General features: G+C 55.0%; 15 protein-coding genes. 3 read left to right on the forward strand and 12 right to left on the reverse strand.

Annotated features, from left to right (window positions below):
• Positions 1–2 precede the first annotated feature (2 nt).
• Positions 3–2,144: a phosphate acetyltransferase gene (pta, locus tag ABRZ26_RS14855; RefSeq protein WP_319604913.1), complete on the forward strand. Its 2,142-nt coding sequence runs from the start codon at positions 3–5 to the stop codon at positions 2,142–2,144.
• Positions 2,145–2,244: 100 nt separating this feature from the next.
• Here the strand turns inward: pta and yfcD are convergent, their stop codons facing one another.
• The 5 genes from yfcD to eat all read right to left on the reverse strand — a co-directional run bounded on the left by yfcD (position 2,245) and on the right by eat (position 7,483).
• Positions 2,245–2,853, reverse strand: coding sequence for an NUDIX hydrolase YfcD (gene yfcD / locus ABRZ26_RS14860; RefSeq protein ID WP_319604914.1), 609 nt, complete (start codon positions 2,851–2,853; stop codon positions 2,245–2,247).
• A gap of 74 nt (positions 2,854–2,927) precedes the next feature.
• Positions 2,928–3,479 carry a phosphodiesterase gene (yfcE, locus tag ABRZ26_RS14865; RefSeq protein WP_319604915.1) on the reverse strand — a complete coding sequence of 184 codons (552 nt, stop codon included), beginning with the start codon at positions 3,477–3,479 and terminating at the stop codon, positions 2,928–2,930.
• A gap of 280 nt (positions 3,480–3,759) precedes the next feature.
• Positions 3,760–4,554: an ethanolamine ammonia-lyase subunit EutC gene (eutC, locus tag ABRZ26_RS14870; RefSeq protein ID WP_319604916.1), complete on the reverse strand. Its 795-nt coding sequence runs from the start codon at positions 4,552–4,554 to the stop codon at positions 3,760–3,762.
• On the reverse strand, positions 4,551–5,942 hold the full coding sequence (locus ABRZ26_RS14875) for an ethanolamine ammonia-lyase subunit EutB (protein ID WP_319604917.1): 1,392 nt from the start codon (positions 5,940–5,942) through the stop codon (positions 4,551–4,553). The genes eutC and ABRZ26_RS14875 overlap by 4 nt, the downstream gene beginning before the upstream one ends.
• Before the next feature lie 155 nt (positions 5,943–6,097).
• The gene (gene eat, locus ABRZ26_RS14880) at positions 6,098–7,483 is read right to left on the reverse strand and encodes an ethanolamine permease (protein ID WP_319604918.1); all 1,386 of its coding nucleotides are present in this window, start codon (positions 7,481–7,483) and stop codon (positions 6,098–6,100) included.
• A 420-nt stretch (positions 7,484–7,903) separates the two neighbouring features.
• Between eat and folX the strand changes: the two genes are divergently transcribed.
• Together folX and ABRZ26_RS14890 are read left to right on the forward strand one after the other, a co-directional pair.
• Complete coding sequence (folX, locus tag ABRZ26_RS14885) at positions 7,904–8,293, forward strand: dihydroneopterin triphosphate 2'-epimerase (protein ID WP_319604919.1); 390 nt, start codon at positions 7,904–7,906, stop codon at positions 8,291–8,293.
• Between the two features lie 106 nt (positions 8,294–8,399).
• Complete coding sequence (locus tag ABRZ26_RS14890; RefSeq protein ID WP_319604920.1) at positions 8,400–9,305, forward strand: TIGR01777 family oxidoreductase; 906 nt, start codon at positions 8,400–8,402, stop codon at positions 9,303–9,305.
• 86 nt (positions 9,306–9,391) lie between these two features.
• Here the strand turns inward: ABRZ26_RS14890 and hisP are convergent, their stop codons facing one another.
• The 7 genes from hisP to purF form a co-directional block, all read right to left on the reverse strand.
• The gene (gene hisP / locus ABRZ26_RS14895) at positions 9,392–10,165 is read right to left on the reverse strand and encodes a histidine ABC transporter ATP-binding protein HisP (RefSeq protein WP_319604921.1); all 774 of its coding nucleotides are present in this window, start codon (positions 10,163–10,165) and stop codon (positions 9,392–9,394) included.
• 15 nt (positions 10,166–10,180) lie between these two features.
• Entirely contained in the window at positions 10,181–10,897 is a 717-nt protein-coding gene (locus ABRZ26_RS14900; RefSeq protein ID WP_319604922.1) for an ABC transporter permease, read from the reverse strand.
• A complete protein-coding gene (locus ABRZ26_RS14905) occupies positions 10,890–11,579 on the reverse strand; it encodes a histidine ABC transporter permease HisQ (protein ID WP_319604923.1) in 690 nt (229 codons plus the stop codon). The genes ABRZ26_RS14900 and ABRZ26_RS14905 overlap by 8 nt, the downstream gene beginning before the upstream one ends.
• Before the next feature lie 253 nt (positions 11,580–11,832).
• The gene (locus tag ABRZ26_RS14910) at positions 11,833–12,612 is read right to left on the reverse strand and encodes a lysine/arginine/ornithine ABC transporter substrate-binding protein (protein WP_319604924.1); all 780 of its coding nucleotides are present in this window, start codon (positions 12,610–12,612) and stop codon (positions 11,833–11,835) included.
• A 129-nt stretch (positions 12,613–12,741) separates the two neighbouring features.
• Entirely contained in the window at positions 12,742–12,903 is a 162-nt protein-coding gene (locus ABRZ26_RS14915; protein WP_319604925.1) for a hypothetical protein, read from the reverse strand.
• Positions 12,904–13,019: 116 nt separating this feature from the next.
• A complete protein-coding gene (locus ABRZ26_RS14920) occupies positions 13,020–13,589 on the reverse strand; it encodes a UbiX family flavin prenyltransferase (RefSeq protein WP_319604926.1) in 570 nt (189 codons plus the stop codon).
• A gap of 196 nt (positions 13,590–13,785) precedes the next feature.
• Positions 13,786–15,303, reverse strand: coding sequence for an amidophosphoribosyltransferase (gene purF, locus ABRZ26_RS14925; RefSeq protein ID WP_319604927.1), 1,518 nt, complete (start codon positions 15,301–15,303; stop codon positions 13,786–13,788).
• Between the last annotated feature and the right edge of the window lie 5 nt (positions 15,304–15,308).

Here is a 15,308-nt window from a genome sequence, read left to right on the forward strand (position 1 = left end):
CCGTGTCTCGAACAATCATGTTAATTCCTACGGGCACCAGCGTCGGTCTGACTAGCGTCAGCCTGGGTGTCATTCGTTCCATGGAACAAAAAGGCGTGCGCCTGAGCGTGTTCAAACCTATCGCACAGCCACGAACCGGCGATCAATCGCCAGACCAGACGACCACCATTATTCGCGCCAATTCATCAACCATCACTGCCGCTGAACCGCTACAGATGAGTCACGTTGAGTTTCTGCTGAGCTCCAACCAGCAGGACGTGTTGATGGAAGAGATCATCGCCCGCTATCATGAAAACACGAAAGATGCGGAAGTGGTGCTGGTCGAAGGTTTGGTTCCAACCCGCAAACATCAGTTCGCCAATGCGTTGAATTATGAAATCGCCAAAACCCTGAATGCGGAAATCGTTTTTGTCATCGCGCTGGGCAACGACTCGCCGGATCAATTAAAAGAACGCATCGAACTGGCCCGTTCCAGCTTCGGCGGCAGCAAGAATAAGAACATCACCGGCGTCATCATCAACAAACTGAACGCGCCGGTGGATGAGTTAGGCCGTACCCGTCCCGACCTGTCTGAAATCTTTGACGATTCCAACAAAGCCAACGTGACGAACATCGATCCGCGTCAGCTGTTTGCCAACAGTCCGCTGCCGGTTCTGGGCGCCATTCCATGGAACTTTGATCTGATCGCCACCCGCGCCGTCGATATGGCCACTCACCTGAGCGCCGATATCATCAACGAAGGCGATATTCAGACGCGCCGCATCAAAACCGTGACGTTCTGCGCGCGCAGCATTCCTCACATGCTGGAGCATTTCCGTCCGGGTTCACTGCTGGTTACCTCCGCCGACCGTCCCGACGTACTGGTCGCCGCCTGTCTGGCTGCCATGAACGGCGTGGAAATCGGCGCCCTTCTGCTGACCGGCGGCTATGAAATGGACCCCAGCATCAGCAAACTGTGCGAACGCGCGTTCCAGACCGGTCTGCCCGTCTTTATGGTCAAGACCAACACCTGGCAGACGTCTCTCAGCCTGCAAAGCTTCAGCCTTGAAGTGCCGGCGAACGACCACCAGCGCGTGGAAAAAGTGCAGGAATACGTCGCCCGCCATATCGATTCAGAGTGGATTGATTCACTGAGCGCCGAGTCTGAAGGTTCACGTCGCCTGTCGCCGCCGGCATTCCGTTATCAGTTGACCGAACTGGCGCGTAAAGCGGGCAAACGCATCGTACTGCCGGAAGGCGACGAACCGCGTACCGTGAAAGCGGCGTCCATCTGCGCCGAACGCGGTATCGCCCACTGCGTACTGCTGGGCAACCCGGAAGAAATTCAGCGTGTCGCCGCCGCACAGGGCGTCGAACTGGGTAAAGGCATTGAGATTGTCGATCCGGAAGCCGTTCGCGAACGTTATGTTCCACGTCTGGTTGAGTTGCGTAAGAACAAAGGCATGACCGAAGTCGTTGCCCGTGAACAGCTGGAAGACAACGTGGTTCTCGGCACGCTGATGCTGGAACAGGGCGAAGTAGACGGTCTGGTTTCCGGCGCGGTACACACCACCGCCAATACTATCCGTCCGCCGCTGCAATTGATTAAAACCGCGCCGGGCAGTTCGCTGGTTTCCTCCGTGTTCTTCATGCTGCTGCCGGAACAGGTTCTGGTTTATGGCGACTGCGCCATAAACCCGGATCCGACGGCGGAACAGCTGGCTGAAATCGCCATTCAATCCGCGGATTCCGCGACCGCTTTCGGCATCGACCCGCGTGTCGCCATGATCTCTTACTCCACCGGTAACTCCGGCGCCGGCAGCGATGTAGAAAAAGTGCGTGAAGCTACGCGTCTGGCACAGGAAAAACGTCCGGATCTGATTATTGACGGCCCGCTGCAATATGACGCCGCCATTATGGCCGACGTGGCGAAATCCAAGGCGCCGAACTCCCCGGTTGCGGGTAAGGCCACCGTGTTCATCTTCCCGGATCTGAACACCGGCAACACGACCTACAAAGCGGTACAGCGTTCAGCCGATCTGATCTCCATCGGGCCAATGCTGCAAGGCATGCGTAAACCGGTGAACGATCTGTCTCGCGGCGCGCTGGTAGACGATATCGTTTATACCGTAGCACTGACGGCGATTCAGGCGACCCAGCTTTAATTTTTCCCCCTGATGGTCGATACACAAACGCCAACCTGAAGGTTGGCGTTTTTTTTTACGCTATCTTTATCCTGCCGCCGGAAACGTGATCAAAACGAACTCATTTTGCCAAATCGGCGGGATCCTGATCTTCGCTACGGCTCTGCCCATCGCCGGCGACGCTGCTTTCGCGCGCCAGCGGTTTACCATAGCTTTGGTCGTTGTAACGCGTTAACCACAACGACAGCGCCTTGAGCGAATCAGGCGTAAACTCATCGCAGCGCGCCGTAATCTCTTCCGGCGACAGCCAGCTGACTTCATCAATTTCCGATTCCTGTAGCGCAAACGGCCCGTGGGTCACGCAGCTGAATAATCCGCCCCATACCCGGCAGTTATCCCCTTCGTAATAAAACAAGCCATGCTCGGCAAACGGCACATCCGCGATGCCCAGTTCTTCCTCCGCTTCGCGGCGGGCCGACTCAAGCATATTCTCCCCGCTTTGCACCACGCCGCCTGCCGTCGCATCCAGCCATCCCGGGTAGAAGTCTTTGGTTTCAGTCCGGCGCTGAACCAGAATTTTACCCATACCATCATGCACAACAATATAAGTAGCCCGATGGCGCAGACACTGAGCACGCATCTGCTGACGACTTGATTGGGCGATGACCTCATTGTTCTCATCGACGATATCAACCCACTCGGTGCCTGCTGACTGACTTTGTTCCGCCATCCTCTGAAACCCTTTAGTATGGGCGCGTTGCGACGCGCGCCTGTTTTGAATAATCGGTTTTACCGCTCGCTAAATTAATGCCTAATGCTCACCTGCGCAATAGGCTCCCCGCCCAGCAGCGGAAGAACCTGTAAAGTCCCCTGCGCCAGCATCCCGTAACTCGCGGGATAGCCGCCTTTTGGCAGGCTGGTCGAACCAGGATTAAAGTAATACAGGCTATCCCGTTTTTCCGCCACTGGAATATGCGTATGACCGTAAACCAAAACATCGCCGTCATTCAGCGGCGGCAAATTATCGGGATGATAGAGGTGTCCATGCGTCAGGAAAAGACGATTCTGCGGCAATAGCACATGTTGCCAGGGCGACGTTATCGGGAAATCAATCAACATCTGATCGACTTCGCTGTCGCAGTTTCCCCGCACCGCAATAATACGTGAAGCATAAGCATTCAGCCGTGCGGCGACGTCGCCCGGCTGATAACGATCGGGCAGCGGATTCCGCGGGCCGTGATTAAGAAAATCCCCCAGGAGAATCAGCCACTCGGCGCCGCTGTGCGCAAAAATATCCAATACCCGCTCCGTCGCGCTCAACGAACCATGTATGTCTGATGCAAACATCAATTTCATCGTTTATACCCTTCTTACCTGAAGTTGCAATGCGGGAGATACCCCATTGATTTCGAGATGCGGGGGGTCGGCGATCGAATGACGAATCGGTCAACGGTTTTGAGCGCGGCGCCCCCAACGGAGCAAGTCTCACGGAAAGCGGAGTCATGCCGCCAACGCATCTGCAACTTGAAAAAAATGACGAGTATAGTTTAACAAAGTTGCGCGGCGGCTCTTACTACCTATTGCGGATAAATCCACGGCGCGGCGCCCCATCGTCCCCCTCGCAATCAGGAATGACCTAGCGTGACGATAACCAGGCGGATGGCGGCGCAATCCGTCCGTGAAGCGCGGGATTATCGCTTTCATCTTTAAGTTGAACGCCCGATAACCGACGCTGGAAACTCTGCTCCAGCAGCCAGGCCAGCTTAAACGCCGCCAGCGGGTAGTCCAGCCCTTCAGGACGGATATTGGAAATACAGTTGCGCTCCGACTCCAGCCGCCGGGTATTCGGCCCCCAGGTCATATAGACGCTCAGGCTATCCGGCGAAGAAAGACCGGGACGCTCGCCAATCAGAATCGCCACCGCTTTCGCCTGCAAACACTCGCCGATATCGTCGCCCAGCGCGACGCGGGACTGGTGCGCCAGTACGATAGGCGCCAACGAAAGCCCGAGTTGGGAAATATACGGCAGTAACGCCTTAATCAACGGCACGGCCTGCCGATGCACCGCTTTGGAAGATAAACCATCGCCCACCACCAACAGTAAATCAGCGGGTTTGCCGGCCATTAACAGCAGCGACGCCCGGCTGGAAGCGGAAAGACGTCGGCCTAAATCCGGCCGACAGAGGTATTGCTGCCGGTTTTCCGCCGCGCTATGCGCCGTGAGGGTTTTCAGACCCGCTTGCTCCAACTCTCCGGCCAGCGTTTCACTATCAAACGCCTGATGAACGGCATCCCGGGCCTGAGCATGCGCCATACCGAATTTCAATAGCTCGCTGGTCGGCATGCTGGCGCCGGCGCGCCCCAATGCAATGCGGGCGGCGGTATACTCGCGCAATGTTTCCCAGGGATTCGCATGGATTACTTTACTCATGCGCGCGCCTCCAGATAAGGTTGATGCTGTAATAGCGGATGTTGGCTGCCGGTGTCGCGCAACCGGCCGTGCGTATCAATGATTTTCATCCTCTCCAGCCACGCGCCGAATTCCGGCGCATGCTTCAGCCCCAGCAGCTCGCGGATATACAGCGCATCATGGAAAGAGGTGCTCTGGTAGTTGAGCATGATGTCATCCGCGCCTGGGACGCCCATCAGGAAAGTCAATCCGGCATTGGCCAGCAGGGTCAACAGCGTATCCATATCATCCTGATCGGCCTCGGCATGGTTGGTGTAACACACATCGCACCCCAGCGGGACGCCCAGGAGTTTGCCGCAGAAATGATCTTCCAGACCGGCGCGAATAATCTGTTTACCGTCATACAGATATTCAGGGCCGATAAACCCCACCACCGTATTCACCAGCAGCGGAGAAAAACGCCGGGCCACCGCATAAGCGCGGGCTTCGCAGGTTTGCTGGTCGACGCCATGATGCGCATTGGCGGACAGGCTGCTGCCCTGCCCGGTTTCAAAATACATCACGTTATCGCCCAGCGTACCGCGTTTCAGACTTAACGCCGCCTGATGCGCTTCTTCCAATGTCGCCAGATTAAAACCGAATCCGGCGTTGGTGGCCTCGGTACCCGCTATCGACTGGAACACCAGATCGACGGGCGCGCCTCTTTCCATTAATTGCAGGGTGTTGGTCACGTGCGTCAGCACGCAGGACTGGGTCGGGATCTCGAAACGGCCGATCACATCATCCAGCATGTAATTCAGCTTCTCCAGCAACGGCAGGCTGTCGCTGGCGGGATTGATGCCGACCACCGCATCGCCGCTGCCGTACAACAACCCATCCAGCATGCTGGCGGCAATGCCTTTCAGATCGTCAGTCGGGTGATTAGGCTGTAGCCGTACGCTAATGTGGCCAGGCAGGCCAATGGTATTGCGAAACTTGGTGGTTACCCGGCACTTTTTTGCCGCCAGGATCAGATCCTGATTGCGCATGATTTTACTGACGGCCGCCGCCATTTCCGGCGTAATACCCGGTGCGGCCTGCGCCAGCCGCGCGCTGTCCGTACTTTCGCTTAACAGCCAGTTGCGAAAATCGCCTACCGTCAGATGAGAGATAAGGCTAAAGGCCTGCCGGTCATGGCTGTCGATAATCAGCCGCGTCACCTCATCCTGCTCATAAGGAATTAGCGCCTGCTGCAAAAAAATGGTCAGCGGCAGGTCGGCCAGCGCCATGCGCGCGGCCATCCGCTCTTCCCCGCTTTCCGCCGCCACGCCGGCCAGCATATCGCCGGAGCGCGCGGGCGAGGCCTTCGCCATCAGCTCGCGCAAATCATGAAAACGATAACTGCGATGACTCAGCGTCGTCTGATACATGCTTTCGCCTCGTTCATATTGGCGCGGCCCGCTATCGGGATAACGGACCGCGCTTATTCAGAAATTCATGCTGATTGATATCGACTGCGCAACGCCCCCATTCTGAGGTAGCGCGCCCTGTCGCCATATCACTGCAATCACTGAGCGCCAGCCGCTTATCTGGATGTCGTCAATTGCGGATCGAACTCGGCGGAATCACGCGCGCCGCGGGTCAGACGGAACCATCCATAGCCTATCAGCATCATGGCGGCGAAAATCGTGGCCAATAGCGTGTTGTAATAAACCATAGCAGCCAGGCAGATTACCGCCATCACCAGCGCGAAAGCCGGCGCGAACGGATAGCAGGGCGCGCGGAACGGACGATTCAGCGCAGGTTCGCTGCGACGCAGTTTGAAGAGCGCGGCCATTGACGTGATATACATCACGATCGCGCCGAATACCGACATGGTCACAATGTTGGCGGTCAGCGGCTGCCCGCCGATCGTTATCAGCGAATCAGAGAAAATGGCGGCGATGCCGACGACGCCGCCGGCCAGAATCGCCCGATGCGGGGTTCGAAAGCGCGTATGAATGCGCGCCAGCGGCTTAGGCAGATAGCCGGCGCGCGCCAGCGCGAATATCTGACGGGAATACCCCATGATGATGCCGTGGAACGAGGCAATCAGACCAAACAGGCCAAGCCACACCAGCATATGCAGCCAACCGCTGTTGTGGCCGACAATCAGCTTCATGGCCTGCGGCAGCGGGTCGTTGATATTCGACAGTTGACGCCAGTCGCCCACGCCGCCGGCAAACAGCATAACGCCGATGGCTAACAGGGTTAGCGTCAGGATGCCGCAGATAAACGCGCGGGGAATGGTGCGCCGAGGATCTTTCGCTTCCTCCGCCGCCATCGCCGCCCCTTCAATCGCCAGAAAGAACCAGATGGCAAACGGGATCGCGGCGAAAATACCGGAGACCGCCACCGAATTGAATTCGTCGGAACCGGCCCAGCCCAGGCGGGTAAAGTTGCTCCATTCAAAACCGGGGGCAACCACGCCCATAAACACCAACAGTTCAAAAATCGCCAGCAGCGTCACCAGTAATTCAAAGGTCGCGGCGATGCCGACGCCAAGAATGTTGAGCCCCATAAAAATCAGGTAGGCGCTGACGGCGATCCATTTAGGATCCAGCGAGGGAAACTGCACGTTCAAATAGGCGCCGATAGCCATTGAAATCGCCGGCGGCGCAAACACAAATTCAATCAGCGTCGCAAACCCGGCGATAAACCCGCCGGTCGGACCAAAGGCGCGGTAGGCATAGGCGAACGGCCCGCCGGCATGCGGTATCGATGTGGTCAATTCAGTAAAACTGAATATAAAAGCACAATACATGGCGGCGATCGCCAACGCGGTAATAAGAAAGCCCAGCGTGCCGGCCTGCGCCCAACCGTAGCTCCAGCCGAAGTACTCGCCTGAGATCACCAGCCCGACGGCGATGCCCCATAGATGAAAGCTACCGAGCGTACGTTTTAACCCCGGCTCCGCCTTATTATTGTCCATATAGCCATCCCCTGATTTCAATAAAATATGCAGGGTATTGCAAAGACCGTACCAAATAGCGGGATATTTAAATCGCAGAGAGACGGGGTGCGCCAAAAACCGCTATCGCCGGCCTTGCACCACATCGAGGCGGCATGTTCCATCATGAAGCATTTAATGCATAATTTACGCGCGCGCACCATTTTGAGTCATTCGCCCGAGGGAATCCATTTGCGGTGGCTCACCGACCGTGCTTGCCAGCGACGGCAAAAAATGATTTATACCCATAGATATCAATCTTAAAGCCAGCGGCAAACGGCCCCACTCCCCTTCAACAATGGCGTGGCGGCTAAGCGAGTCAGGGTAAGGCAAAATATTCTGACGCAGAGGATCGCAGCCCGCGCGCCGCTGCGCTAACTTCAAGCCAGAAAGGGGCGATAAATGTCACACCGTAATACCGATGCCATTATTCGAATCAAAAACCTGCGATTACGCACCTTCGTTGGGATTAAGGAAGAAGAGATCAATAACAAGCAGGATATCGTCATCAATGTTGAGATCCACTATCCGGCGGAAAGGTCGCGCGACAGCGAAGATATCAACGACGCATTGAATTATCGCACCATCACCAAGAATATTATTCGTCACGTGGAGGAGAACCGCTTCGCCCTGCTGGAAAAATTAACGCAGGATGTGCTTGATATCGCCAGCAATCATGACTGGATCACCTATGCTGAAGTTGAAGTGGATAAATTGTTTGCCCTGCGGTACGCCGACTCCGTTTCCGTCAGCATGCGCTACTACAAAGAATCGCGTTATCACCAGGCATAGCCGTGAAACGCCGGAAACCGGCAAAGTACGCGGATAGCCCAATGCTTGCGGCGGCCCGGCGGGCAGGACAACCGCCATAAAAATGAAGGTATAAGCGAGGCCAGACATGCAACTCTTAATTACCGGCGGTACCGGCCTTATCGGACGCCATTTGATTCAACGATTACTGTTACTTTCGCACCGCATTACCGTCCTGACCCGCACCCCTGAACGCGCCCGAACGATACTGGGCGATCGGGTGGAATATTGGTCCACGCTGCATGATAAAACCTCACTGAACGCTTTCGACGGCGTCATTAACCTGGCAGGCGAGCCGATTGCCGACAAACGCTGGACGGCGGCGCAAAAACAGCGTCTGTGTCAGAGCCGCTGGGAGTTGACAGAACAACTCGCCAAACTGATTAACGCCAGCAGCGAACCGCCCTCCGTTTTCATTTCAGGCTCTGCGGTGGGATATTATGGCGATCAGGGCGCGGCGCTGGTCACCGAAGATGAAGCGCCCGCCAATGAGTTCACGCATGACCTGTGCGCGCGTTGGGAAGCGCTGGCTCAGTCCGCCGAAAGCGACAAAACGCGCGTCTGTCTGTTGCGTACCGGCATTGTGCTTTCCGCTCAGGGCGGCGCGCTGGCGAAAATGTTGCCGCTGTTCCGGTTGGGGCTGGGGGGGCCGCTCGGTTCCGGTAAGCAATACATGCCCTGGATTCATCTTGACGATATGGTGAACGCTATCCTTTATCTGCTGGATACTCACGTTCTCAGCGGGCCGTTTAACATGGTTTCGCCTTACCCGGTACGCAACGAACAGTTTTCCGCCATGCTGGCGGAGGTTCTGCATCGCCCCGCTTTTTTCCGGGTGCCGGGGTTCGCCATAAAGCTGCTGATGGGCGAAGGCGCGACGCTGGTGCTCGGCGGTCAGCGCGCTATTCCGACGCGGCTGGAAGCGGCCGGTTTCGGTTTCCGCTTCTTTGAACTGAAGGAAGCGCTGGAAGAGGCGACCCAAAAACGAGGCTGATGACAACGTGTCTCAAGCGGTGAAAATGGGCCGGTTGATCAATGATCTGAAAAAGTCTGGCTGACATCAATGTCAGCCAGCGGTGTTTACTTCAGCGAGCCGGAGAGGAACTGCTGCAAGCGCGGGCTCTTCGGGCTGCCGAATAGCTCGCCCGGCGGCCCTTCCTCTTCAATGACCCCCTGATGAAGAAAAATCACATGGCTGGAAACATGACGAGCGAATTCCATTTCATGCGTCACCACCACCATCGTTTTTCCCTCTTCCGCCAGTTGCTGCATGATGCGCAACACCTCGCCCACCAGTTCAGGATCCAGCGCGGACGTCGGTTCGTCAAACAGCAGCACCTCCGGCTCCATCGCCAGGGCGCGCGCAATGGAAACGCGCTGCTGCTGACCGCCGGAAAGGTTGGCCGGATATTTATCCTGCGCATCGCCCGTAATGCCCACTTTATTCAGATAAAAAACCGCACGATCGCGCGCTTCCGCCTTACTCAGTCCCAGCACCTGAACCGGCGCTTCCATGACGTTTTCCCGCGCCGTCATGAAGCTCCATAGATTGAAATGCTGAAAGACCATCGTCAGCCGGGTACGCAACAGCCGAAGCTGCTTTTTATCAAAAACCTTCAACTGATCATCGCTATCGCGCACCATGCGAATTTCCTGATCGTTGACATAAATCGCCCCTTCACAGGGTTTTTCCAGAAAATTGATACAACGCAGCAACGTACTCTTGCCTGAACCGGACGAACCGATAATCGAAATGACGTCACCGGCTTTCGCCTGCAACGAAATACCTTTCAATACTTCATGCTGACCATAACGTTTACGCAGTTCTGTCACCATCAGCTTATTATTCGACATAGATTATTCCTGCGTTTAGTTGGATGAACGGGGAGAAAGATGGCGTAGCCAGCGCTGTTCCGCTTTTTTGAACAGACCGATTAGCGCGAAAGAAACAACCAGATAGATCGCCGCGGCAATACCAAAGGCATAAAACGGCTGATAGGTCGCCGCGTTGATATCGCGGGCGATTTTCAAAATATCCGGTACGGTGACGGTAAACGCCAGCGCGGTCGAATGCAGCATCAGGATCACTTCATTACTGTAAGCCGGCAGCGCAATACGCAGCGCGCCCGGCAGAATAATGCAGCGATACTGCTTAAAGCGCGAGAAACCGTAAGCCCGGGCGGCTTCAATTTCACCGTAAGGAACCGAACGAATGGCGCCGGCGAAAATTTCCGTGGTATACGCACAGGTATTCAGCGCCAGCGCCAAAACGGCGCAATTCAAACCGCTGCGGAAAAACGCATTCAACAGATCGGTTCCGCGCACAATCTCCAGACTGTAAACCCCGGAATAAAAGACCAATAGCTGCACATAAAGCGGGGTACCGCGAAACACGTAGGTAAATGCCCAAACCGGCAGGCTGAACCAACGTCGCGGCGAAACGCGGGCCACCGCCAGCGGCAACGCCAGCGCGCCGCCGATCGTTACCGAGGAAATCAGCAGCCATAACGTCATCGCCAGGCCGGTCAAACGGTAGCCATCGCTCCACAGCAGAGGCTGCCAATATTGTTGCAGGATCTCACTCATAACTTATTTTTCTTACTCCCTGCGAATAGCGTTTTTCCAGCCACCACAGCACCCCATTGGAGATCGTGGTAAAGATCAAATACATCGCCCCGGCGACCAGCGCGAAATAAAACGGCTCATGCGCCCCTTTGCCCGCCAGTTGCGTGGCCTTAATCACATCATTCAGGCCAAGTAACGAAACCAGGGCCGTCGCCTTTAAGATCACCTGCCAGTTATTGCCAATGCCCGGTAAGGCGAAGCGCATCATCGAGGGAAACATAATCCGACGAAAGACTTTCATCGGCGTAAAACCAAAAGCCACGGCGGCTTCAATCTGGCCGCGTGATACCGCCAGATAGGCCCCGCGAAATGTTTCGGTAAAATAAGCGCCGTAGATAAACCCCAGCGTAATAATGCCCGCAGTGAGAGGATCGATATCGATTTGTCTGAAGCCCAGCAGTTCCGTGACGCTATTGAGCGTGATTTGCAGACCATAAAAAATCAGCAGCATCAGCACCAAATCAGGTACGCCGCGTATAAGCGTGGTATAGCAGGAAAAACCGCCGGACAGTAATCGATTGGCGGACAGCTTCGCGCCAGCGCCGATCAGGCCGATAACCAGCGCCAGAACCAGCGAGCTCACCGCCAGTTCCAGCGTCATCGCCGCCCCATCCAGAATTAATTGGGAATAGCCGTAGAACATTGCTTACTTCCGCTTAAGGTGAAACAGAGGTTGATAACGAACAAGAATATTTCGACATCTCGTCTTACCGAACTTGTCATACCGGCATTCATCAGGCGCTGGCGTAAATAAGGCGGGCAACGCCGCCGAATCAACGGATAAAACAGGTCTCTGCTCGCAAAGAGAGACCTGAAAGCGCCACGGATGAATGCGGTTTGCACAAAGATATCGGTAGTCATGTCACCCGTTGTCTACCTAAGTCAATAATGAGAACTTAGCCGCCGTAGACATCGAAATCGAAGTATTTTTTCGCAAAAGTATCGTAGGTTCCGTCTGCGCGTATTTCCGCAAACGCTTTATCCAATGCGGCTTTCAATTCGGTATCCGTTTTACGCAGCCCTATGCCGGTACCCACGCCGAAATATTTGTCGTCTTTCACCGCCGCCCCGGCAAATTCATAGTCTTTGCCCACGCTCTGTTTCAGAAAACCTTCGCTAGCCGCGACTTCATCCTGGAATGCGGCGTCAATTCGCCCCGCCCTCAGGTCGTCGTAAACCAGTTCCTGATTCTGGTAGGCGACGACGTCAACGCCTTTTGGCTGCCATAGGGCATTGGCGTAGGTTTCCTGCGTCGTTCCCTGCAAGACGCCGACGCGCTTGCCGCCCAACGATGCCAGCGTAGGTTCGATGCCCGAGCCTTTCTTGGCAATCAGGCGACTATTGGCGGCATACAGTTTTTCCGTAAAGGCGATTTCCTGCTGGCGTTTTTCGGTGATGGAAAGTGAAGAGATGATAGCGTCGATTTTTTTCGCTTTCAGCGACGGGATCAGCGCATCAAAGTCACTTTCGACAAAAGTACAGTTGGCTTCGATACGTTTGCACAACTCTTTCGCCAGATCGATATCAAACCCGACCAGCTCCCCCTTGGCATTTTTGGATTCAAACGGCGCATAGGTGGGATCGGTACCCAATTTAATATTCTTGGGAATATCGGCCATCGCGCTTCCTGCGGCCAGAATTAATGCCAGCGGCAAAACTTTTATCAGTTTTTTCATATTGCTACCTTTACCAATGAGTGATTGAAGGTCAAAAATCAGTTGTCGACATCGGGACGATCAATGGCTTTAAAAAACAGCTAACGTCAGTAACGACTACGCTTTTTCGTTCCGAATTCCTTGCAGTTTTCATGCCATAATAAGAAATTCGTATAAATAAAACGGCATAATGCCTTCGATGCCCCAAAGCAGACTAATTATTTGATAAATAAATATTTTTAAATTCACCGCCGGTAAGAAGGAAAGATCGTCGGCGGCAGAGACGCCAGCATGGCGGATCACCAGCACCATCAGAGTGCAGTAATGCAATATAATGATGCATTGACGTAAAAACGCCCCAAAATGAAGCAAAACACGGGCTATATACGGCGCGTGATTTACCCGAATGCGCAAAAAGTATGCAGCGCTTAAGCGCCTTGCCAGCGTGTAAACAGATCTGCGGGCAGACGGATATCAAACTGATCGAGCACCCGGTTCACCGTTTGATCGATAATATCCTGCACGCTTTGCGGACGATGATAAAAAGCCGGCACCGGCGGCATAATAACCGCGCCTAATTCCACCGCCGCGGTCATGATGCGCAAATGTCCCAGATGCAGCGGCGTTTCACGCACGCAGAGCACCAGCGGCCGGCGCTCTTTCAACACCACATCGGCCGCGCGCGTCAGCAGGTTATCGCTGTAGCTGTGGGCAATTCCCGACAGGGTTTTTATCGAACAGGGTAAAATCACCATCCCGTCGGTTTTAAATGAACCGGAAGAAATACTGGCGGCAATATCCCGCATGTCGTACACCACATCCGCCAGCGCCTGAACGTCGCGCAGACTGAAATCCGTTTCCAGAGACAGCGTCTGCCGTGCCGCCTGACTGATAATCAAGTGCGTTTCCACATCCTCAATCGCCTGCAAAACCTGTAACAGGCGAACGCCATAAACCACCCCGCTGGCGCCGGAAATACCTACAATAAGTTGCTTCATCAATAGTGCCTCTGACCGATCGCGCCAGATGGTTAACGCGGATTCATAATTTACACGGATAATCTATTTGCGCTGACTTTGCCGCATTGATTACCGATAAGCAAGAATAAGAAAAGGGAGAACGTATGACCGTTCTCCCTTTTACTTTCATCATCGCCCAGCGCGGCATAACGGCCGCCGGCTGAAAATTCAGCGCTTAACCTTCGTTATGCAACTCCAGATCTTCCACTTCGTTCTGGCTGCGCAACGCTTTCGCATCGTCATTACGCAACACTTCCAGATAATCCAGATAACCCTGATCGACGTCCTTGGTCACATAGACGCCGTTGAATACCGAACATTCAAACTGGGTGATATCCGGGTTATCTTCGCGCGCGGCGGCGATCAAATCGTCCAGATCCTGGAAGATCAGCGCGTCCGCGCCAATCAGTTGACAGATTTCATCCACTTCGCGACCGTGGGCGATCAGCTCATTCACGCTCGGCATATCGATGCCATAAACGTTAGGGAAGCGGATTTCCGGCGCCGCCGAGGCCAGATAGACGCGTTTAGCTCCCGCTTCACGCGCCATTTCGACAATCTGCTCGGACGTCGTGCCGCGCACGATGGAGTCATCCACCAGCAGAACGTTTTTATCACGAAACTCGGCGCGGTTGGCGTTCAGCTTGCGGCGTACTGATTTACGGCGCGCCTGCTGTCCCGGCATGATGAAAGTACGGCCTACGTAGCGGTTTTTCACAAAACCCTGACGATACGGCTTGTTAATGATACGCGCGATTTCCAGGGCGATATCGCAAGACGTCTCGGGGATGGGGATCACCACGTCGATATCCAAATCTTCCCATTGACGGGCTATCTTCTCGCCTAATTTCTGGCCCATGCGCACGCGCGCGCTGTACACGGAAATTTTATCGATAAACGAGTCGGGGCGCGCGAAGTAAACGTATTCGAACAGGCAGGGGTTGCTCTTCGGGTTTTCGGCGCACTGGCGGGTAAACAACTGCCCTTTCTCCGTGATGTAAATCGCCTCTCCCGGCGCCACGTCACGCAGAAATTCAAAGCCCAGCGTATCCAGCGCCACGCTTTCCGACGCCACCATATATTCGCAGCGGCCGTCTTCCAGATCGCGTTTACCGATAACCAGAGGACGAATACCGTTCGGATCGCGAAAAGCCACCATGCCATGACCGATAATCATGCTCACGCACGCATAAGCGCCGCGGATTTGCTGGTGCGTCGCGGCGACTGCCGCAAAGATGTTATCCGCTTCCAGCGGGTAGTGCTGAAAACGATCCAACTCTCTGGCAAAGATATTCAGCAGAATTTCAGAATCCGACGTGGTATTCACATGACGACGCTCCTGCTCAAACAGCTTTTTGCGCAGTTCGTGAGCGTTAGTCAGGTTACCGTTATGCGCCAGCGTAATGCCGAACGGCGAGTTAACGTAGAAGGGCTGCGCTTCCGAAGCGCTGGAACTGCCCGCGGTAGGATAACGCACATGCCCGATGCCCATGTTGCCTTGTAAACGTTGCATGTGCCGTGCTTCAAACACATCCTTCACCAGGCCGTTGGCCTTGCGCAGGCGAAAACAGTTCAAGGCATCAATGGTGACGATGCCTGCGGCATCCTGCCCACGGTGCTGCAACACCGTTAACGCGTCATAAATCGACTGGTTGACCGGTGTAAAACCGGCGATACCGACAATACCGCACATGGTGT

The organism is Brenneria sp. L4-2C (genome assembly GCF_040240335.1).
GTDB lineage: Bacteria > Pseudomonadota > Gammaproteobacteria > Enterobacterales > Enterobacteriaceae > Brenneria.